Annotated in this window: 15 protein-coding genes; 10 read left to right on the top strand and 5 right to left on the bottom strand. The window is 55.3% G+C overall.

The annotated features are described in order from the left end of the window. Nucleotides 1–181 precede the first annotated feature (181 nt). Nucleotides 182–1717, top strand: a complete 1536-nt coding sequence (locus IVB12_RS28980; RefSeq protein WP_247304217.1) for a DDE-type integrase/transposase/recombinase — start codon at nt 182–184, stop codon at nt 1715–1717. A 441-nt stretch (nt 1718–2158) separates the two neighbouring features. On the opposite strand, the gene IVB12_RS28975 is transcribed toward IVB12_RS28980, so the two are convergent. Both IVB12_RS28975 and IVB12_RS28970 read right to left on the bottom strand, forming a co-directional pair. Then, nucleotides 2159–3715 carry an ISL3 family transposase gene (locus tag IVB12_RS28975; RefSeq protein WP_247304216.1) on the bottom strand — a complete coding sequence of 519 codons (1557 nt, stop codon included), beginning with the start codon at nt 3713–3715 and terminating at the stop codon, nt 2159–2161. A gap of 761 nt (nt 3716–4476) precedes the next feature. Continuing rightward, nucleotides 4477–5181 carry a recombinase family protein gene (locus IVB12_RS28970; RefSeq protein WP_247304214.1) on the bottom strand — a complete coding sequence of 235 codons (705 nt, stop codon included), beginning with the start codon at nt 5179–5181 and terminating at the stop codon, nt 4477–4479. Nucleotides 5182–5372: 191 nt separating this feature from the next. Here IVB12_RS28970 and IVB12_RS28965 point away from each other — a divergent pair, with 191 nt between their 5' ends. From IVB12_RS28965 to IVB12_RS28955, 3 genes are all read left to right on the top strand, one after another. Continuing rightward, on the top strand, nt 5373–7298 hold the full coding sequence (locus IVB12_RS28965; protein WP_247304212.1) for an ATP-binding protein: 1926 nt from the start codon (nt 5373–5375) through the stop codon (nt 7296–7298). A 145-nt stretch (nt 7299–7443) separates the two neighbouring features. Then, nucleotides 7444–8383 (top strand): IS630 family transposase gene (locus IVB12_RS28960; protein ID WP_247304209.1). Its coding sequence is split into 2 segments (ribosomal slippage): nt 7444–7790 and nt 7789–8383, totalling 942 coding nucleotides; the frame shifts between segments, so codons are not numbered across the junction. 549 nt (nt 8384–8932) lie between these two features. Continuing rightward, nucleotides 8933–9229 carry a phasin family protein gene (locus IVB12_RS28955; RefSeq protein ID WP_247304208.1) on the top strand — a complete coding sequence of 99 codons (297 nt, stop codon included), beginning with the start codon at nt 8933–8935 and terminating at the stop codon, nt 9227–9229. Nucleotides 9230–9662: 433 nt separating this feature from the next. Here the strand turns inward: IVB12_RS28955 and IVB12_RS28950 are convergent, their stop codons facing one another. Together IVB12_RS28950 and IVB12_RS28945 are read right to left on the bottom strand one after the other, a co-directional pair. After that, nucleotides 9663–10025 (bottom strand): hypothetical protein, encoded by a 363-nt coding sequence (locus IVB12_RS28950; protein ID WP_247304206.1) that lies wholly within the window; start codon nt 10023–10025, stop codon nt 9663–9665. Next, entirely contained in the window at nt 10018–10335 is a 318-nt protein-coding gene (locus IVB12_RS28945; RefSeq protein ID WP_247304204.1) for a hypothetical protein, read from the bottom strand. The genes IVB12_RS28950 and IVB12_RS28945 overlap by 8 nt, the downstream gene beginning before the upstream one ends. Nucleotides 10336–13832: 3497 nt before the next feature. On the opposite strand from IVB12_RS28945, the gene IVB12_RS28940 reads away from it, so the two are divergent. From IVB12_RS28940 to IVB12_RS28920, 5 genes are all read left to right on the top strand, one after another. Beyond that, entirely contained in the window at nt 13833–14387 is a 555-nt protein-coding gene (locus IVB12_RS28940; RefSeq protein ID WP_247304202.1) for a DUF2971 domain-containing protein, read from the top strand. Nucleotides 14388–14395: 8 nt separating this feature from the next. Next, nucleotides 14396–14809 carry a hypothetical protein gene (locus tag IVB12_RS28935; RefSeq protein ID WP_247304200.1) on the top strand — a complete coding sequence of 138 codons (414 nt, stop codon included), beginning with the start codon at nt 14396–14398 and terminating at the stop codon, nt 14807–14809. Nucleotides 14810–15285: 476 nt separating this feature from the next. Beyond that, entirely contained in the window at nt 15286–15639 is a 354-nt protein-coding gene (locus IVB12_RS28930) for a hypothetical protein (RefSeq protein WP_247304199.1), read from the top strand. A 14-nt stretch (nt 15640–15653) separates the two neighbouring features. After that, complete coding sequence (locus IVB12_RS28925; RefSeq protein ID WP_247304197.1) at nt 15654–16307, top strand: DUF4145 domain-containing protein; 654 nt, start codon at nt 15654–15656, stop codon at nt 16305–16307. 44 nt (nt 16308–16351) lie between these two features. Continuing rightward, complete coding sequence (locus IVB12_RS28920; RefSeq protein WP_247304195.1) at nt 16352–16831, top strand: hypothetical protein; 480 nt, start codon at nt 16352–16354, stop codon at nt 16829–16831. A 142-nt stretch (nt 16832–16973) separates the two neighbouring features. Here IVB12_RS28920 and IVB12_RS28915 read toward each other — a convergent pair whose 3' ends face one another. Further along, on the bottom strand, nt 16974–17672 hold the full coding sequence (locus IVB12_RS28915) for a hypothetical protein (protein WP_247304194.1): 699 nt from the start codon (nt 17670–17672) through the stop codon (nt 16974–16976). A 786-nt stretch (nt 17673–18458) separates the two neighbouring features. Here IVB12_RS28915 and IVB12_RS28910 point away from each other — a divergent pair. Then, on the top strand, nt 18459–19304 hold the full coding sequence (locus tag IVB12_RS28910; protein WP_247304192.1) for a hypothetical protein: 846 nt from the start codon (nt 18459–18461) through the stop codon (nt 19302–19304). Nucleotides 19305–19637: the final 333 nt, after the last annotated feature.

The raw sequence follows: 19637 nt of genomic DNA, 5'->3' as shown, positions 1-19637 counted from the left end.
GCGGATCTTTGAACCGCAGAGGACCTGAACTGAGTCGCTGCATAAAACCCCCGTTCTGACCGTGTCGCGAGGGGGTCAATTCCTCGTGTCGTCAGGGGGCGCATTGCCTCACTAAAAATGTTACCGGACAACTTCCCTGTCGCGCCTGGGGCGGAGCTGCCGAATCAGTTCGGTGGCGGCTATGGCAGGGAAGATCAGCATGCGCGCAAAGCGCGAGATCACATCAGCGCTGGCCGAGCGTTATCGGGCGGGCGGGCGGCTCGAGAAGGGACGGATCCTAGACGAGCTTTGCGCCGTCACGGGATGGCATCGCAAGCACGCGATCCGAGCACTGTCAGTGGACGGGGCATCGGGATCGGCCGTGCCGCGGCGGCGAGGCCGGACCTACGGTGTTTCCATTCGCGTTGCACTGATTGTGCTATGGGACGCCTCTGACCGGCTCTGCAGTAAGCGGCTCGTGGCAATGATCCCGTTCTTGCTCCCGGCGCTTGAACGGCACGGCAGATTGAAGCTTTCTGCCGATGAGCGGTCGCTGGTTTTGAAGGTGAGCGCGGCGACGATCGACCGCCTGCTGAGCGACGCAAAAATCGCAGCAGCCGGAGGACGCCGATGGCGGGCGGGCTTTTCCAGTGCCGTACGGCGGCAGGTCCCGGTGCGCACATTCAATGACTGGGGATCACCTCCGCCGGGGTACTGCGAAGCGGATCTGGTTGCGCACGGCGGCATGTCCGTATCCGGCGCGTTCATTCAGACGCTAACAATGGTGGATATCGCAACGGGGTGGACCGAATGCTTTCCGCTCGTCGTGCGTGAAGCAGCTCTTGTGGTCAAGGCTCTCGAGCGCGCGCAGAACCTATTTCCCTGGCCCGTTCGCGGGCTCGATTTTGACAACGACAGCGCCTTCATGAACGACACGGTCGTGTCGTGGTGCCGCTCTCACGACGTTGAAGTCACTCGTTCCAGGGCCTACAAGAAGAACGATCAGGCATTCGTTGAACAAAAGAACGGAGCTATCGTTCGCCGCCTGGTGGGCTACGGGCGGTTTGAAGGCCTTGATGCCGCTCGCTCATTAGCTCGCCTGTTTGCGGCGGCACGGCTGCACATCAATTTCTTCCAGCCATCGTTTAAGCTGAAGGAGAAGCACCGCGAAGGTGCCAAGGTGATCAAACGCTATCTTCCTCCCGCTACGCCGTACGAAAGAGCATTGGTCCACCCGAGTCTCAATGATGCATTTAAACGTAGGCTGCGGGAGATTTACCGCATGCTTGATCCGGTGGTATTGCTGGCACAGATGCGGGACGCTCAAAATGAGCTGGGCAAGCGCGTTGATCAGCGGGCTGGAAAGCCAGCGATGACTATCGCGCCGGTGCAAAGCGACTTGGCGGCCTTTGCCCGAGAGCTCGGCGATGGTTGGAAAGAGGGTGAGCAGCGGGGCATTCATCGGCGCCGTTATGTGCGGCGCAAGCCTGTGCCACGTCGGCCATCGATGCTCGATCCCTACATTCCCATCATCGAGGGATGGCTCGCCGCGGCTCCGCACTTGTCCGCGGTCGATCTTCTCTCCCGGCTCGAAGCGCATGCGCCCGGTCGGTTCAGCGGCCATCAGCGGCGTACGGTGCAGCGATTGGTGAAGAATTGGCGATCAAATGCCGCTCGACAACTCATCAGCAGCACAGAAATCACACTATCGGTTCAACCTTCGTGTCTTAGTATCTAATCCCGACAGGTTCTTTCGCCGAATCACCGCAAGCCGCTCGCTCGCTACGGCGCTCTGGAGGGCGCGCTTCGCGAGCGGCTTGCTCGGACTCGCGGCAGCTGATTCGGGAGACACTAGGGTGCGTTTCGGTAACATTGTCATCTGAGGCAATATGGGGGGTCAATTTTCCACGTCGCCCGACACCCTCGGCTTTGAACTGGCCACACAAATCCTCGGAAGCTACAGACCGCCCCATCCTGAATTGTTCGAGTTAACAGGAGTGGAGTTATCGCGCCCGCATTTCAACGCGTACTCAGCCGCCGCGGCGAAGGCATTCCTGGATTTCGTTCGCGCTAGCGACGCGAACGGGCCGTTCACATGTCAAAATGTCAATCGGCGTTCGACTGGGACCCCCTATCGGCATCCAAAAGGGGCTCTGACGCAATTTTGGTGCAGCTCCGATTATTCTGCCCCGATTAATCTGGCCTGAAGCAGATCGATTTTTCCGCGACCGTACATCTGTCGTCTCACGAGCTTGAGGCGGGTGATCTGACCTTCAGTCTGCCCGTTGGACCAAGGCGAAGTGATTGCCGCCCGAACCGCCGCTTCATCCTTTGCGACGCCGCTGGCGAACGAGGCAACAAGACTGGCACGGGCGCGTTCGATCCACAGCGTGAGCCCTGCTTCGGCCTTGCGCCGGATCATCCTGTGGAACTCCGCGATGATCTCGCGTGCCTCGACCAGCGTTGGTACGCCAGCTTCGATTGCCGCGACCGTGACGGACTCCGCTTTCGTAAGCAAATCCCGCCCGATTGTCATGAGGCGCGCAATTGTTCTGGCTGACGGGATCCGCGCAAGATTTTGTGCGTCGGCTTTTTCGGCCCGTCGCCTGCGGGTCGCCCACTCGCTGATGACGCGGAGCGAGCCTCGGAAGCCGCGCCCCGTTAACCGGCGCCAAAGTTCAGCTCCGTTGCGGCAGCCGGATGCCCACTGATCGTCGAGCCATGGCAAATGCAAGTCCAACGAACTTTGCCGGGTCCGGAAGACATCGTTTCTTTCGCCCCGGATCACCTGTCGTACCAGCTTCCTGCTGTGACCAGTCTGGCGCACGATCTGCTTGATGGGTATGCCGTTCTTCGACAGAGCCAGGATAGCCGCATTGGTCTCCTCGCGGTGCAGATAACCCTCATACTGGATCCGCTCTGCGGCTGTTAGCAGCTTGGGATCAATCGTCGTCGCACCGATCACTGTGCGTATCTGGCGCATCGATTTGCGAACGGCATCGAGGAAGGCGCGACTGGCGTTCTCCATCAGATGCCAGCGATCTGCGACCTGTACCGCGTGCGGCAAGGCTTTTGCTGTCGCTTCGCCATATCCTCCGCCGCGGTCACGGGCAACGATCGCGATCGTGGGATGAGCAGCGAGCCAGGCTTGGGCAGTTGCCGGCTCCCGATCCGGGAGCAGGGTGACTACCCGGCGCCGCTCTAAGTTGCAGACGATGCTGGCGTATCGACGATTGCGCCGCCAGGCCCAATCATCAATGCCGATAATCCTGAGCCGATCAGCCGGCGGACGGCTACGGCGCCGAACTACGCGAAGGAGCGTGTCCTTGCTCACCGGCAGCATCAGCCGTTTTGCGAAGCCTGCTGCCGGTCGACCGCCGAGCGCCAGGCCGAGGTGATGGACGATAGAATCCAGCCTTGCTGTGCGTCGCGCCGATGGTGCCAGTACCCCTTCGGCGAAGCGCTCGGTGAAGATTTGGCGCCCGCATAGGACGGCGTCGCAACGGAAGCGACGAGCAATGACCAGAAGCTGTACGCTCCGTCCCGAAAGGGGAAGATCGGTTACACGGCGCCGGTACCGGCTGTGGACGCGCCGGGAAACCGTTCCGCAAGATGGGCACAGACCAACGCTTCCCGACGCCCGAACCGCAATAACGGCCTTATCACCTTCAAAGTACGCACTCTCTACAACAAACCCACTCGGCACCAGACTGGAGCGCTGGAGTGCCTGCTGCATGGCGCTGATTCTCCTCGCAATCAAAGCGCCAGACGTTCCCAAAACTGCATCAAAAGTGAGTCAGAGCCCTTATTCCATGCCGAAACACACATCATCTCCACCGATCGCTATTTCAGCGCTCCCGACTGCGAGACCTAAGCTCCACGCCACGACCATGTGTCCTGCCTCATGGAACGCTGCGCCACGCTGCTCTCTATCGCGCTGCGACTGCTGATCGTGCATGTCAATCCTTGTGGGCTGGTGGTGCGGAGGGACCCTTCGCCCATTGTACAACGTCGAGGGACCCGTTGCCATCTGCGGGGCTCAGGAGGGACCCGGAGCTTCACACGCCGCTTTAGTCGAACAACAACGGCGGACTTTAACTCCGAATTTTGAAGTCATTTCTCACGAAACGTGCCAAATCGCCCGTTGGCTAGGGACCCGTGAGCCGCAGGGTAGTAGCCAACGCCAGCGAACGGAAGCGGGAGAGGCAAGTCAAGCTTCAGAGCAGCACGAGGCTTCATGACTTCGTTAGAGCTATCGGAAATCGGCCAAGCGCTCCGGGCAATGGGTCATCCACGCCAATAGGGCCAGCGCTCGAACAGAAGCGCGGCCTGAGCATCCGTGAAGCTGGCAGGAACCGGCGAAATGGTGACGTACATCTCTCGGTCAGACGCATCAAAGGAAACGCTACAGCCCGGCCACACGTTGAACGCTCTCTCCTCAATCTCCTTGAGAAGATCGGTGTGCGGGTCAGAGAGCCTGAGGACGAGCACGGCAACCTACGCGGCCTTCGGAAGGCGATTGAGCAACCGTTGAACGGCGGTCGGATGCCACCCCCCGCCACGAGGCGCGCTGATGCTCTGTCTATTGAGTTCATCAGTGATGGCGCGAACGCTCGTGGCGCCGTTGCGCTTGATGCCCTCAATGATCCCCTGAAGGTCCATCGCGCGCTGTGCAGCCTTCTCCTTGATCCTGGCTACAGCCTCCGCGTTGCCGGTCTGCTTCCCGCGAAGGGCACGAGCACCGTTCGGGTTGCCGAGTTTCACTCCACGCGCCTTGGCCGCTGCCAGCGCCTTCTTGGTGCGCTCTCCGACAAGGCCAGCTTCGAGCTCTGCCACGGAGGCCATCTGCGTCAGCAGGAACTTGCCCATGGGGCCGGGCGGGACGCTCGGAAGGTCACAGAACACAAGGTCTACGTCGCTCGCCACAAGGGAGCGCAAGAGGTCCACATTGCGCGTGAGGCGGTCGAGCTTGGCGAAGACCATCTTCGCGCCGATGGCTTTGGCGTGCGAGAGCGCTGCTGCGAGCTTGGGCCTGTCAGACTTCCGGCCGCTCTCCGTTTCCACGTACTCAGCCACCAACGTCCACTGACCGCCGTTGAGATAGCTCGTGACTGCTTCCCGCTGTGCTTCGATGCCGAGACCGCTGCGGCCCTGCTTGTCCGTAGAAACACGGAGGTAGCTAATGATCTTGCCACTCGCCATGGCCCAAATGCCTCTGTACTCAATCCGACGCAACGGACGTTAGATCAATTTGTGTACGGCGTTCTTCACGGATAGTCAACCGGAAAATGTGTGTAACCGGCCGTGCACCCCTAAAAGTTGTGTCGCCTGCTGCTAGAATGTTCGTTGAGCGCACGCGGGAATGGCCCGAGTGGGTAGTAGGTGGGGGAATAATGAGACTGATTGCGTTCCACGCGGAGAACATTCAGCCCATAAAGCTGGTGGAGGCTGCTGGTCTCTCCGACGTAGTGGTTTTGGCAGGGCCAAACGGTGTCGGGAAGAGTCGCTTCCTACAGTGGCTCCTCAACCATTTCCAAAATCCGGGCGGTAACGCGCACAACTGGGTGATGGTGGAGGCGACGGCCACTTCGGAGCAAGTTGCGTGGGGTAAGCAAATCCTCGACACGCGGGTTCAGCAAGACGCGCAACTTCTTCGTCAGACGCTCCAGCGGGCAGGGCGAACCCGTGCCGACACTCAAAGTAGCTTGCTCAATTTTGAGAGCGACAGAAAAATCACCAACATTCAACCATGGCAACCCACTTGGGATTACACGGACCCATTCCTGGAAGAGTTGGGGTGGAACTTCGGCTTCACCCCCCTTACGCAGCGCTTCAACGATACTGTTCTGTCGATCTTTAGAAAGGTGAGGAATAGGCGCGAACGAATATCTTTGCGCTTCGAGGAATTGATCCGCGCGCGAGAAGGGAAAGACCAAGCGTCGCAAGAAAATGAAACTAAGTTGGTCTCGATCAACCCTGACGATTTTCCTGATCCGCTGGTTCCGTTTAAGGATGCGTTCAGAAGGTTGTTAGCTCCAAAAGAACTTGAAGAACCGGAAGCGCAAAAGTCACAGTTGTTTTATACCTATGAAGGCCAAAGTTTTCCAATCACAGCGCTCAGCTCCGGTGAACGAGAGGTTGTAAATATCGTATTCGATTTCTTGCTGAGAAAACCTTCGGACTGCATCGTTGTGTTCGACGAGCCGGAACTGCACCTTCACCCTGAACTCAGTTATCGTCTAATTCAAACGCTTCGTGCCGCGGGTGCAAGAAATCAATTCATCTTCTGCACCCATTCAGCCGAAATCATATCAGCCTCTCTCGACAACTCGGTCATTTTCATTGCTCCTCCGAAGGAGCCGCCAATCAATCAGGCGATCCAAGTTACTGAAAACGATGAAACCCACCAAGCACTGCGACTTGTCGGGCAATCGATAGGCATCGTGGCGCTCGGAAAAAAGATTGTCCTGATCGAGGGACAGCACGGCTCATTAGATAAGCAGACCTACGGCGCAGTGCTGCGAGGTCGATTTCCAGACCTCGTGTTGGTCCCAAGTGGGGGTAAGGGGTTCATCCAGTCATTTGGGTCACTCAACGATCTGGTGCTGAAGAAAACAATATGGGGTGTCAGCTTCTTCATGTTGTGTGACGCCGATGCAGTGCCGCCGAGCCGCGATTTGAGCAGGCTCACGGAGTCGTCACAAGGCCGCATGCAAGTACTAAAGCGATATCACTTAGAGAACTACTTTTTGGAGGCGACAGTAATCGCCCGAATGTTTGAACCGTTTGAAACAGAGGCATCGGAGCGTTCGTGGCTCCGCGATCCAGCTGCTATCGACGAGCGCCTGAAAGCGATTGCGCGCGAGATATTGTCATACGCAGCAGCACTCGTGGTGAGTGCTCATTTTCGCGAGCGCGCTGGAAACGTCGATCTCATGCCTAAGGGAAGCCAAGGTCGATCAACGGACGAGCTTATTGCGCTCTTTGAAGCAGAGGCTGCTTCCGAGCGGTTGCGGCTTACTGCGGCTCTTTCTGCTGATGACATAGCCACTTTCACCCGTCAGACTATGACCGAGTTGGAAGCGAGCCTTTCGGACGGCACTTGGAGAGCAAAGGTTCCTGGGCGGCCAATCTTACAGATTTTCTGCTCGAACAGGCATTGCGGGCTGGATTTTGGGCGCTTCAAGAACGCCTTCATAAAAGCTACCAATGAGATGACGAACTCGCCGTTCGCAGAAATCGAAGAGATCTTTGCTCGGTTTTCGGAGTTCGACCCCGCTGCAATGTCTCAATCGACGCAATCAGGGGCTCCTAGGTGAGTGTGTTCGTTGGCCAAGCATGGTGTCTCGTTGTGGCCAGATGCCGTGCGTCTAAAGCGGGATGGGGTTTGGTTGAATCGATTTGGGATTCCCAAATCAGTTCGTTTCTGATTCACCATGCTGGCTGGGCGGGAGGCCAGCATGGATGGGCAAGCCTTATTCTCTGGATCTTCGCCAGCGTGTCGTGGCCGCGGTTGAGGGCGGGATGTCCCGCAATCGGGCAGCCAAGCAGTTTGGGGTCGCGATCAGCACCGCAATTGGCTGGATGAAGCGAGTCGATGAGACCGGGAGCGTTGCTCCGGGCCAGATGGGCGGTCATAAGCCGAAGGCGGTTTCGGGAGAGCATGCGGTCTGGCTGTCGCAACGGATCAAGGAGGGCGATTTCACGATACGCGGGCTCGTTGCCGAGCTTGCCGGACGCGGCCTGAAGGTCGACTACCATTCGGTGTGGGACTTCGTGCATGCCGAGAAGCTCAGCTTCAAAAAAAAGCGTGGCGGCTGGCGAACGGGATCGACCCGAGGTCGCGCGGCGGCGCGCCCAGTGGGCAAAATATCAAGGTCGCGTCGAAGCTGAGCGGCTGGTCTTCATCGACGAGACCTGGACCAGGACCGATATGGCGCCCTTGCGGGGATGGGCGCCGCGCGGGCGTAGACTTCACGCCAAGGTTCCCCACGGCCGCTGGAAGACCATGACCTTCCTGGCGGCCCTGCGCCATGATCGGATCGATGCGCCATGGTTCATCGAGGGGCCGATCGATGGCGTGAGCTTTCGCACCTATGTCGCGAAGGTTCTCCTGCCGGTCCTTCGACCCGGCGATATCGTCGTCTTGGATAATCTCGGCAGCCACAGGAGCAAAGCAGTTCGCCAGCTCATCCGTTCGGCCGGCGCCAAACTGTTCTTCCTGCCAAAGTACTCGCCCGACCTGAACCCGATCGAACAGGTATTTGCCAAGCTCAAGCATCTGCTCCGCAAAGCTGCCGCCCGAACCGTCGATGCGGTCTGCGCCGCAATCGGCCACGCACTCGATGCCTTCACCGCCGACGAATGCGCCAATTACCTCAAAAACTCAGGCTATCGAACTTAATGCCATCACGCTTTAATCAAGCTCGCTGAGAGCTTCGCCGCCGCATTTGGTCCACCGGAGGACGGCTTCGACCAATCCTTGGACGGTGGTGTTGCCACTACAAGAAGTTAGCCTTGCAGCACATGGTAGCAGAGACGAAGCAGCCAAGCTGATTTGCTCTGATTTTGCTTGGGCTTGTCGTGTCGTGCTTTGCCTCCCCTAGGGAGCGCCATCCGTCAAGCAAAATCCTGAATTCGTATAGGCTTAGCGATAGCGCTTGGCTAACCGGACGGGCTGGTTAGCCAGTCGTTGTTCGCGCTTCGGTCTTACCGACCCTTTTGCTACCATCTGCACGGCAGGGCTTAGGGGAACTGATGAACTTCAAAAATTCAACAGACACATCCTTACTTGCCTTGTGGAATAGCATCCAGCGGCAAGTCGCGGCCGACGAAGCGGCTGGCGGCCGCTATATCGCTTTATCGGTCCAAATGTCCGCGTATATGCCCAACAGCTTCAAGCCGAGCTAGAGGCCCGTAACCTGCGCTTCACGCCTATCCGATGGCAATAAAGATGAAGAACCAGATGGTTGAAGTGCCGCGTGAAGTGCGCGGGCTAGTGGAAAAGACTATCGATCAGACAGAGAAGGCGTTTTCGTTCTTCTTCCAACAAGCCAGCTTGGCACTTCCGCTATCCGGTGATCTTGCACTGAGCTTCGCACAACAGAACGTGGCGACCGCTCTGGAATATGCGCGCAAGCTTTCTGCCGCGCAAGATATGCAAGAGGTCGTCGCTCTCCAAGCAGATTTCTTGCGAACGCAGATCGAGCACGCCAGCAAGTTCATGCGCGAATTCACGCCCAAGCCTTAAGGCTTCCGACCGTCCATCATCTGTGAATTGTGTCGCCATAGTGGGTGTACGTCTCAGTTGAGACAACTGTGCCGGTACCCGCGTCAAATTCGCCGTGAGCCGACTTGAGCGATTTAGAACCAATAGGTTTTCACCTGCACCAACGAAGACCTCCTCAGGGGGAAACGGCGCGAGCGAACGCATCAATAGCCGTGGCGTGAACGCGGAATGGTGGGTTCGGTACGCTCAACCATTTTCAAAACGTTCCTTACAACCAGGGCATTCGTAAGAACGATTTCGTACCGTTGCGCGACTTGCTCGCGAGCAACTAATCGTCGCGGCTTATCGCACGATGTACAGCGATGTACTGAATGGTCCGTCATGCAATGGCTTGGCAATAATCAAAAGAATAGTCAGCATCTTACCCTGTAGCGCTGGCCGCGAAAAGACAAAATCAATCGGCGTGTTCGGTCTGAACCAACCCAAAACGCTGCCGCCCTTCAATCCTCGATATCGCTCCGAGCACGTCATCGTTGGTCAGAACATCCATTAGCTCATCGACCGTTGAGGCTGGGTCTCCGGGCCCGGGTGCTATGTAATCGCTTAAGACTGCGGGCGCTTGTAGGAGCGCACTAACAAGTTGCTGCACATCAGTGCGCTTTGGGATTATGGATGGCGCCTGTTCGTCTTCGACTGGATATTCTACGGCGGCGCCTTCAGGATCGTTCTCGCTCAGCCATTTGATGGCACTGTCGTAAGAGGCGAAAACCTTCACGCATTCGTTCGACACGCTGACATATAACCACACACTAGCCATGGCTATCCTCCCGTTCGACCGGATAAGCCCACGCGACCGCTTCGGGATCATTTTCAGCAAGCCACCTGTTAGCCGCGCCTTCGGTGTCAAAAACTTTTATCCAATCCACATCGCCAATCCGCTTGTGTGCGTTCTCGCAAATCCAGACTACCTTATGTAGCTGCTGCGCCGCCGAGTTGACTTTCTCACGGTCAAGCCGATCTTCGGGCTGAAGTCTCATGACAGCATGATACAATTCGGCCGGGATTGTGCGCCGATCACCCGGAGGTTTCTCCGCCCAATTTCTCCATTGGTCGAAAGCATCGGTCATCCTAAATCCTCCCGAAGCCCCTTGAAAAACGGATGCCGCAGCAACGCAATGCCGCTGATCCATGGGGCATGACTAGACAACCTCCTGCCCTCTCGGATGAGGCAATAAGCCAAGCCCGCGAATTGCCTAGTCCCTGGGGAGTGCAACGCCCTCACTAAGGCCAGCCACCAACGTAGTTGCTATGTGTAACGAGCGGCTTTCGGGCGTCGAGTTGAGTCTTTCAACTGCGCGTTTCTGTCCGTGCAAGCTACTGCGGCAGCACTATCGCCGGGCGTGAGTTCGAGTTCTTTGCCGGTGGCGACGTTGACGGCCACGGCTCTATTGGGGTCGGTTGATTTGCGAAACATCTTCGCAATGCCTCTTGTGTCGTGCCGTTAAGAGCAACCGTCTGCAATGACAGGTCAGCGAGATAGTAGCCATGATCAGCATTCGGATAGAAACCAGGGGGCGCAATCGGCATGGGAGTGATGGGGCCTGACATGTCAAAGTTGATCGGGGGGAGTGGCGAGAGCTCCATTGGTTTCGCGAAGATACAAGCTCCTATGTGGCATGCGAAGGTGATATAACTAGGTCCGACGATTGCCTGGACATCAGTCAAAGGTATCTCTGCTTCTAACGCCAGAAGTCTACAAACTGCGATCTGACCCGCCTGCAACTTACAGGCATTCCCTTGAACAACTCTGAGGAGACTCGTTTGCTCCGCGACGGTGCAAGCAGTAGCGGGATGAAGGGACGCTGCAACAAATAGTGCTAAAAACGTTTTCGCCCTTGCGCGTGCCACGAAGCTCAAGGGGTGCATTGATAGACCCTAAAATAAGTTGTGCCATGCTTGCCCTCAACAATGTCCCCGCCAAAGGGCGCGTCGTTCGATTTCTTCTGTTGATTTTTGGGGAGCCCACCGTCCCATTTCCCCGTCGAGCCAAGTTGGGTAGTTACCCCTACCAATGACGCATAATTCTCGTTGCCGGGGTAAACGCAAATTCGCCGCCTATCTGAGGCAATCAGTCGGTTCCCAAAGCGGAAAACCGGAGCTTCCATATCAACCATGCAGCACATTCGACGAGAACCATTGTTTCGAAGAACCACTCTCCATTCAACAACCCCGTTCCCAACGTAGGCGCTTTCATCTCGATATTCTAACTCATCACAAACAGCAGCGCTGGAGATCAACAACAGCGGGACGACGCATTTTAAATGTGGAGCTATCTTACTCATTGAATTTGATTGAAGAGCCTCACAAGGGATCGAACTTCTCTGGATTCGCAGTATGGGAATGAATACGACGAGCGTCGTCGAACATCAGAGCGAACACCCGTTTGCAATGGTGCTTCCGCGATTGTTATACAGCCGGGTTCTCTGCAAATTAGTTCAAGAAAACCGTAACGATCAGTGGCCTCCGTCCTCGTAACCGGAATTTGGACCGTAGTTTTCTTGAAAAAGTCCACGAGCACGAATTCCAGAAGAGACGCATCGCGAAAGCCAATACTCGCTTGTCCCATTACTTGCGGATAATCGCACGTCGCGAGAAGGTTTTCGATTTCAGCGTGTTGAGCATTTGCTGGTGGCACACTAAAGCAGTGAGCAAACATCAGCACCGCCACGATTCTAATCACGTTATTTTCACGAGGCTTCATCATTTGCACTTGCACAATTGTTGTTGCAAAGGTTGTTCTGTGCCTCACAAGACCACAGAGCCTCCACCTCGATAGTAATTTGAAAGCAAGGCGTTTGCAGTTGGCATGCAGAGACAGGCTCGCATTGATAGCCCGTGGGCTGCGACTACCTTTCGTAGCCGCACGTTTTGAATAGTGTAATGTCGCTACTAGCTGCGTAACGGCGTTGATTGAAAATAATGAAAACCAGAGCGGTACGCATGCGGAATGCCAACAATCACTGCTGCGGCATGGCGCCCCTTATCACATCCTTGGTCTAAGTGACTGTCAAGGCTTCTTGCAATTTCTCGCGATCTTCAAAGAAAGATTCCTATTTTGTTTTCTCGACCGGGAGCAGATCGGCTAGGCACATTAGGGCTTGGTTCCTCATAATCACTGCTTATCGCAGTTGAGGTGATCGCAGCCACCTGCGACGGGCTGAAGGAGTGGAACTCCGGGTCAACTCGTCGTTCTTCTCGGAGTGGGCGAACCTACTTGCTCTTTGGGGTCGGCACAGGTGCTGGCGAGCAACGACGCTCGCAAGAATTCCGGCAACTACTTCTTTGATTATCACACCAAGCTTGGCTTTGAGCTTTGTTGGCGTAGCACGCCGCGTGCCCTCGGTCGCAGCGATCAGGACATCCCGGATCGACATAGAAGCAAGATTGTGCATCCGCAACATCGATAACGCATGCAAGGATGATCACGCCAATTAAAATGCGCAACATGCTACGGACCCGCATAAGTTGTACTCCCTTCCAATCATCGATCTGGTTGCCTGTCAACGGTCACCAGACCATTCACCCAACGCTGGTCGCAGCAAGCAGAGTTGCGATCTGCCGGAAGTTTTGAGTGTATCTGGTCAATCCAGATCACATCAGCGACAACGGCAGTTCGAAGTCTACGCGCTCCTTGTCAGCAACCTTGCGTGCTTCCTTGCCATTCGCCCGCACTCCGTTGATCAAGCAGAGCAGCTGCGAGAGTGAGAGACGCGTGCGCGTTGAACTTCGGGCCCGGATTAAAGCAAATTGCCACGAAAGGTGAGCGTTGGAAGTTCGTTCGCCCAGTGGCAGACGGCCTTAAAGCCACGCTCCGGGGCCTTATTCGCGCACCCGCTGCCTGTTAAAGTAGGCTATACAATTAGCGCCCTGCCGGATGACACGAAACGCCGGGATTATTTCCCCCGCGACACGCCCTGTCGCATATCTCACCGGATTTGCAATTTGTACAAGCGGTATTACCACCGCAGCTAGTGCAGCAATTCCCGGACTGAGCTACTTTGAAGCTTCCGTCCTTCAGCGAAAGCTGCGTACAATTTTTGCAACTCAGAGGAGATGCTGGAGACGCAATAGCGAGAGCGAACGAAAATGCAAAGGCAAGACTGCTTATAGCGCGAGGCATAGCAATTTCCTCTCATAAGGCGTTCCACGCTTCTTAATAAACCTTAGGTCGAGAGCCCTGTCGATGTGGTTCTAAGAGTCAGCATTGAAGAACATATTGCGAACAAGAACAAAGCTGGTACACTGATCTGATGCCAGCCCCCCCCAAGCCAGCCATTCCTTCCCGACGACCTAGAACGAGCGGCCGACCAAGCCATTGAGGCGTGCGGCGGCGACCCACGAGAGGCGGTCAAGGCGCTGATCGTCGCCAATGAATTCCTTGAACGTCGTTTGGAAGAGCTGGCTTCGCCCGGTTACGCGCGGGGGCGGGTGCTGCCGCGTGATCGGAAAGATTGGTGGGACTAGAAACTTGAGGAAAATTCGAATGGCGAGCTGACGGCTATTGAGATTCGATACACCATAGGTTGTGTGTGAGTAACCGCTACTAGGGATCGATGGCGGACGAATGCCCGATAGCATTAACCCCGACGAGCTTCAGAGGATCAGCGAGCTTTTCTTTCCCCATTTTTGGGAAACGAGAGTTGCCCTCCGCGATGGTCCGCGGCAACTGGTGCATTACACCAGCGCTGAAAACGCTGTTCGCATTCTCACTGAAAAAGCATTCATCATGCGAAGCACCGTTTGCATGAATGACTACAGAGAAGTGCAGCACGGGCATGATCTTGTCTATCGTTCCTTTATGGAGAACGAGAAGGCGCTTCTGAAGAGATTCATTGCGGCTTTTGACGCAAGCCATCCGGGCGCCGCCGACGATGCCTTCAAACTCTATGATGCACACTATCAGTCTAATGTCTTTCGCACATATGTAGCTTGCTTGTCCGAGCATGACCCAGAGAACGACTCTATGGGGCGCTTGTCGATGTGGAGAGCCTACGGTCGTGGGCGCGCGGGCGTTGCTTTAGTGCTAAACAAGGAGCCGTTTTTCAGAAACGTGCCATTTGTGGGCTTCTTTGCGAGTCCAGTAGCTTACTTGCGTGACAAGCAAGTCCAAGAATATTGAAGGTAGTTGTGAGCGCCGCGAAGGAAATTGAGTTTCTGAAGACGCTTAAGCGCGAGCAAGTCGTCAATTCAATTTTTGTTCTTTTGATGTTTTCCGCGATTTGCATCAAGCATCATGGATTTGAAGAGGAACGAGAATGGCGTTTGATTTACTTGCCAGGGATTTTCAAGTCGGACTTGATCGCCGATGCGACCATCACAATCGATGGGATACCGCAGCCAGTATACAGGCTGCCATTGTCGGATCGGCCGGAGAAAGGGCTGACCGGAATCGAAATCCCGGCGTTGCTCTCCAACGTGACCATTGGGCCGACGCAGTTTCCGTTCCCAATTTGCGAAGCGCTTGCAAGTATTCTTGCGGGCGCGGGGGTGGAGAGACCGTTTGAGAGGATTCACGTTACGAACATTCCGCTCCGAACTTGAGTGATGCTTTCGAATGGGCGAGGCTAGACTCAAGAAAAGTGCGACCGCAAAGTTCATTGCGCAGTTTCCTCAATGTGCGATGTGCGGCGGTCAACGACTCAGCACGACGCGCGAACATATGCCGCCGAAAGCTCTGTTTGATAATTCTCATCGGCCCGACAAACTGGTGATTCCCGCTTGCCATGATTGCAACAACGGCACTAGCAAGGCTGATCTTACAGCTTCGATGGTTAGTCGGTGGAACTACCATAGTCCTGAGCAAGAGCGGCAGGATCATAGTCGACTTGTCAATCAGGTAAGGATCCAGGCGCCTGAGCTAATCAAGGAATGGACCTCCTTGAATCATTTGGACCGTAGCAAAGCTATCGATCACCTGCGTTTTTATGGTGTCGCTGTGCCAGACGACGCGGGAGTAGCTGCAATCGGCAAGCAAACGATCAGGCAACTAAACATTCGCCCACAAGGCAACCCTCTGCTTGTATTTCGAGCGCTTCAAAAAGCCGGTTCCAAATGTCGGGTTCGTATCTGCTCATTGGCGGTCGAAAGAAGATTTTGCGAAGCACGGAATTCCAACCATCTTCTTCGAATTGTTTCCCGACTACGGCACGCTGACTCAAGGAAAGTGGAATGCGGCCGAAACCTTCGAATATCGTTACGCGGCAAATGAACAAGAGGGACTGTTTGGTTGCTTGGCACGCTTCAGAACCGGCCTTTTTGTAACCGGCTTTGTTATAATGGATGAATCGAAGGTAAGCGAGGCATTAGATCAAGAATGGATTAGGCCGATTCAGTTGCTCGAAGACAATCCTCATTTCTATGAAAAACGATAGTTCGGAATGGTCGCATGGCCGTCATCTTGCGAAATTGTCCCCACTGCCCAGCGGAAAACTCTTCCTTTCAAATCACTTGGAACGCCCAGGTCCCGGCTCAGGGAGATTTATGGAATTGTTGCGCCGTATGCGGAGGATGCAATGGCCCCATTTGCTTCAGAGCTAAGCAAAGTGACCTTTCTGTTGCAGGGCAACAGCCCGCCGCTCTTGCTGGCAACATCGAGCCGATGTTCGCCGTGCCATCTATCTGGCCTGGTCGTGTGGAGTTAACTGCTCCGACACACACGCCTGGACCGGTTAAGGCCCGCTTCTTAGAAGGTGAAGATGCATTCACCAGAGGAAAGTGGAACTCGGCGGTCGCGATGTACCGATCAGCCCTCGATATAGCTACGAAGGCCATGATTGGCGTGCCAGCAAACGCAACTTTCTTTAAAAGGCTGGAATGGCTGCACGAAAATCACGGGATCACACCAGACATCCGAAGTTGGGCCGATCACGTAAGAGTCGAAGGTAATGCCGCTCTTCACGATCCCGACGAATTCGCTGAAGACGATGCGAAGTCCCTGCGCTTTTTTACAGAAATGTTTTTGCGCTACGTATTTGAATTGCCCGGCGAGGTTCGTGCGTTCCGTGGCGAGCCACAGCAAGCGACGCCGCCTCTTGGCTGATAGAGCTTCGAAATACTAAGCGCACTGAAAAATAGGAGCTGCCAATGGTCGGCGAAGCGATGATTGGGATCACTGCACTGAAATCTGCCTTCGACCTCACAAAGGGGCTGAAGGATGTGGATGATCGCGTCAGGCTCAACGATGCTCGGATGGAGCTACAACAAAAGATTCTGGATGCTCAAGAAGCTCAATCCGCGCTTCTGGAAAAACTTGGCAACCTTGAAAAGGAATTGGCTCTCTTGAAGTCGTGGGAGGCCGACAAGCAGCGGTACGCTCTCACCGATATGGGATCAGGCGTGCTCGCTTACAAGGTTAAAGAAGGGCATGAGAACGGCGAGCCATCGCACAGCCTCTGTAGTAGTTGCTACAATGATAGCCACAAATCGATATTGGTTTCAGCCACATGGAATCCCGGTAGGTGCCATGTGCTCGTCTGTAACGATTGCGGGTGGTACGGGTACATCAGTGGGATGGCCCATGCGGAACACAAGGACCTTCGGCCGAAGCCGTTTCGAGGGCGATGATGGTCACTAATTGCTTTGGAACTTAACAAGCGGCAGCCGGGAGGAAGTAGCTGGATTCCCATTATGTGGATGCCCGAAGTTTTCTATGCCGGTCGAAGCCCTTAGAGTGCCAGGGATTGAGTACCCACCGTGCACCGTTGATCTAAAGTTTAGTTCGCTTGTCCTTATCGAACCTCACGTAGTCGGGATCGAGCAAATCCAGCAGATCGATGAGCGCATTACTTAGATGGGTCAGTCGCGCCATTCCAGCCTCAAGATTTTGCTCTAAGGACGATACATCCTTACGAAGCCCGTCAATGAACGGATTGGTGACGCCATCAAGACTCCTTAGGAACGCTCCATACCCGATGCACTGCGGCCCTTTCGCGCCGTGTTCAATGAGCGCTTCACCGACTGCCCGCTGTTCGCCAGCAAATAAGCGAAACGGCTTTTGGTATCGGTCCGTACCGAAGATGCTGGAGATTTCGTCTTGTAGCTTTGTAAGTCTCCTCGTCTTTTCCGTGCTGCCCAAATCAATGAACTGAATCTCTCTGCGCGTCAGTTCGGTCCAACAAAGATACTGACCAATCAGGAAAGCAGAGTTGTTGATGACATAAGCTCTCTCGCGCTCATCTCCTCTCAAGAGGAAGGCGCCGATTAGATTTTGCTTTAGAATGTTGTGAATTCTACTGTGGAGGTCGTAAGCCGCGCGCGCCAGCGGCTCACGATACCCAGATAGTTCCTTTTCCCTTAGAGCCTCAATCTTCAATTCTTCGACTTGGTTGCTGGTGATAGCAGTAAAGATCACGGCCCCGATGGATGCTGCCGCAGCAATCATTGCAACAACGATTTCTGTTTTCATGCAGCCCCCCTCATCAAAATACCGTACGCGCAACAGGAACAACTCTGCGATGATACAACCAGGATAGCAAGTATTCCCCCAGTTGGACTGATGGTGCCGCATAACCGACCGCAGGCCGCCCATAAATTTGAAGACGGCCAAGGTGCTTAGCGCGCCCGTCGCAGTAGCCGTTCTGGAGCGAGCCGACCACAGCCCCCCGACCCTCAGCCCGCCGGCGAGGACGGTTTTGGATTCTCCATTTTGGGGACGTGTGAATTTTCGGAGACCCCGGTCGAAGCCCTTAAAGCTGTAAGCATTGAACGCCCCCTTGTGCCCAGTGCTCTACCGCAAAGAGCGCTGATGTGTCTTAAAACGTTGAACAACCGATAGATTTCTATCGGCCAGCGGCTGTCTCTTCAACCCGTCTCCGAGCACTCGGGGGCCGGGCACGGAGTCGCAAACAATATCAGTCTGTTATGGGCATAGCGTTTGGAGCTAAACGAGCAAAAAGAGGCGCAGCGCTCTTTCGCCATGAGCGATGATGCCACCCCAGTAAGCTAAGTGTCTGATTTTCCTAGCTGCAAATTTTCACTTGGCTCGTTGTTGCCCCGACGCGCAGCATCCATTCAATTCAGCTTGACTGTCCCGAAGGTCGGGACCTTAGCCGGTCAGGAATGAGCCATGCGTCAGCAACAGCGAATTGAAATAGCAATCTTGGGTACGCGCGTGAACGCGGAGGGCATTGTTGGTATCGTCGGAGCAATACTATTGATCGTTTTGCTCCTCCATTCATTTTGAGGTCTCGCGATGCGTTACACGCTTCATAAGTTGATTGAAGAATTCCGTGCCGATCCTGACTCGCCCTTTGCCACTCTCAATCATGCTGTCCGGGCCAGGCAAACAAGGTTGTATGATCGCTTAATTCGCGAACACGGCAGTCTCTCGCTCGAACGAATACGGACGCGCGACTTGATGGCATGGCACAGAGATTGGCTCGGACCGGGGAAAGTAGCGATAGCTCACTCCCTAGTTACAAGACTGCGCGTTCTCTTCCGCTACGGCGACGTAATGCTTGAAGATCGCGAGTGCCGGCGACCTTCTGCTGCACTAAGCAACATCCGATTTGAGAAGCCGATCTTACGTAGTCAACCAATCTCAGATGTGCAGATAAATGCCTTCAGGGACGCAGCACGTCAAATGGGCTGGGAGTCGTTTGCACTGGCGCAAGCGATTCAGGTTGATTTTCGTTTGACCCAGAAGAACGTGATCGGAATTTACGTGCCCGCGTCAGCGCATATCGACACTGACGTTACCCATCCAGAATATGGGAAATGGCATGACGGCCTTCGATGGGAAGACATAGACGACAAGTTGAATCTTCAGTTACGAGGTCGAAGACGACGAACTACCTTGATCGGTAACCTCAGCAAGGCACCTATGGTCATGCAGGAGTTGGCCTTCTATTGCCACAAGCCTTCCGACAAGATCACGCGTGAAGACCTTCCACGAACGGGGCCGATCATTTTGAACGAACAGACGGCGTTTCCCTTCACCACAGCCGAATTTCGAAGGAAATGGCGTATTGTTGCTGATTACGCTCAGCTACCTAAGACGATAATGAACAAGGACAGCAAGCGCTTGCAGCCGGTGTGATCGGTGGCAACCCGACCGCTGGTTTTCACCACCCGCCGAGCCGACGCGCTCAGCGTCGGGACGGCGCGAGCCTCAGTCGTTACCCGTCGCGAACTAGGCCGGCGATGGCATGGTGCGCGCAGTTGGAAGTTTCTTTCCCTCTGCGCGGTCGTCTTCGTCAGGCTCTATGTACGAATGTAAGACGGATCGCCGTTCGGCAGGCGAGGACGCTAGCTCTGCCAGAATCGCTGAATAGTGTCGGGCGACGTGGAAAATTGACCCCCTGACGACACGAGGAATTGACCCCCTCGCGACACGGTCAGAACGGGGGTTTTATGCAGCGACTCAGTTCAG

Origin of the sequence: Bradyrhizobium sp. 179, from assembly GCF_023073535.1 — a bacterium.
Taxonomy (GTDB): domain Bacteria; phylum Pseudomonadota; class Alphaproteobacteria; order Rhizobiales; family Xanthobacteraceae; genus Bradyrhizobium.
This window is presented reverse-complemented; position numbering and strand designations above follow the sequence as displayed.

Coding starts and splice junctions, on each gene's coding strand:
- IVB12_RS28980 (WP_247304217.1), top strand. CDS start 182: ATGGCAGGGAAGATCAGCATGCGCGCAAAGCGCGAGATCACATCAGCG.
- IVB12_RS28955 (WP_247304208.1), top strand. CDS start 8,933: ATGAAGAACCAGATGGTTGAAGTGCCGCGTGAAGTGCGCGGGCTAGTG.
- IVB12_RS28915 (WP_247304194.1), bottom strand. CDS start 17,672: ATGAAAACAGAAATCGTTGTTGCAATGATTGCTGCGGCAGCATCCATC.
- IVB12_RS28975 (WP_247304216.1), bottom strand. CDS start 3,715: ATGCAGCAGGCACTCCAGCGCTCCAGTCTGGTGCCGAGTGGGTTTGTT.
- IVB12_RS28965 (WP_247304212.1), top strand. CDS start 5,373: ATGAGACTGATTGCGTTCCACGCGGAGAACATTCAGCCCATAAAGCTG.
- IVB12_RS28970 (WP_247304214.1), bottom strand. CDS start 5,181: ATGGCGAGTGGCAAGATCATTAGCTACCTCCGTGTTTCTACGGACAAG.
- IVB12_RS28945 (WP_247304204.1), bottom strand. CDS start 10,335: ATGACCGATGCTTTCGACCAATGGAGAAATTGGGCGGAGAAACCTCCG.
- IVB12_RS28950 (WP_247304206.1), bottom strand. CDS start 10,025: ATGGCTAGTGTGTGGTTATATGTCAGCGTGTCGAACGAATGCGTGAAG.
- IVB12_RS28925 (WP_247304197.1), top strand. CDS start 15,654: ATGGCCGTCATCTTGCGAAATTGTCCCCACTGCCCAGCGGAAAACTCT.
- IVB12_RS28920 (WP_247304195.1), top strand. CDS start 16,352: ATGGTCGGCGAAGCGATGATTGGGATCACTGCACTGAAATCTGCCTTC.
- IVB12_RS28910 (WP_247304192.1), top strand. CDS start 18,459: ATGCGTTACACGCTTCATAAGTTGATTGAAGAATTCCGTGCCGATCCT.
- IVB12_RS28940 (WP_247304202.1), top strand. CDS start 13,833: ATGCCCGATAGCATTAACCCCGACGAGCTTCAGAGGATCAGCGAGCTT.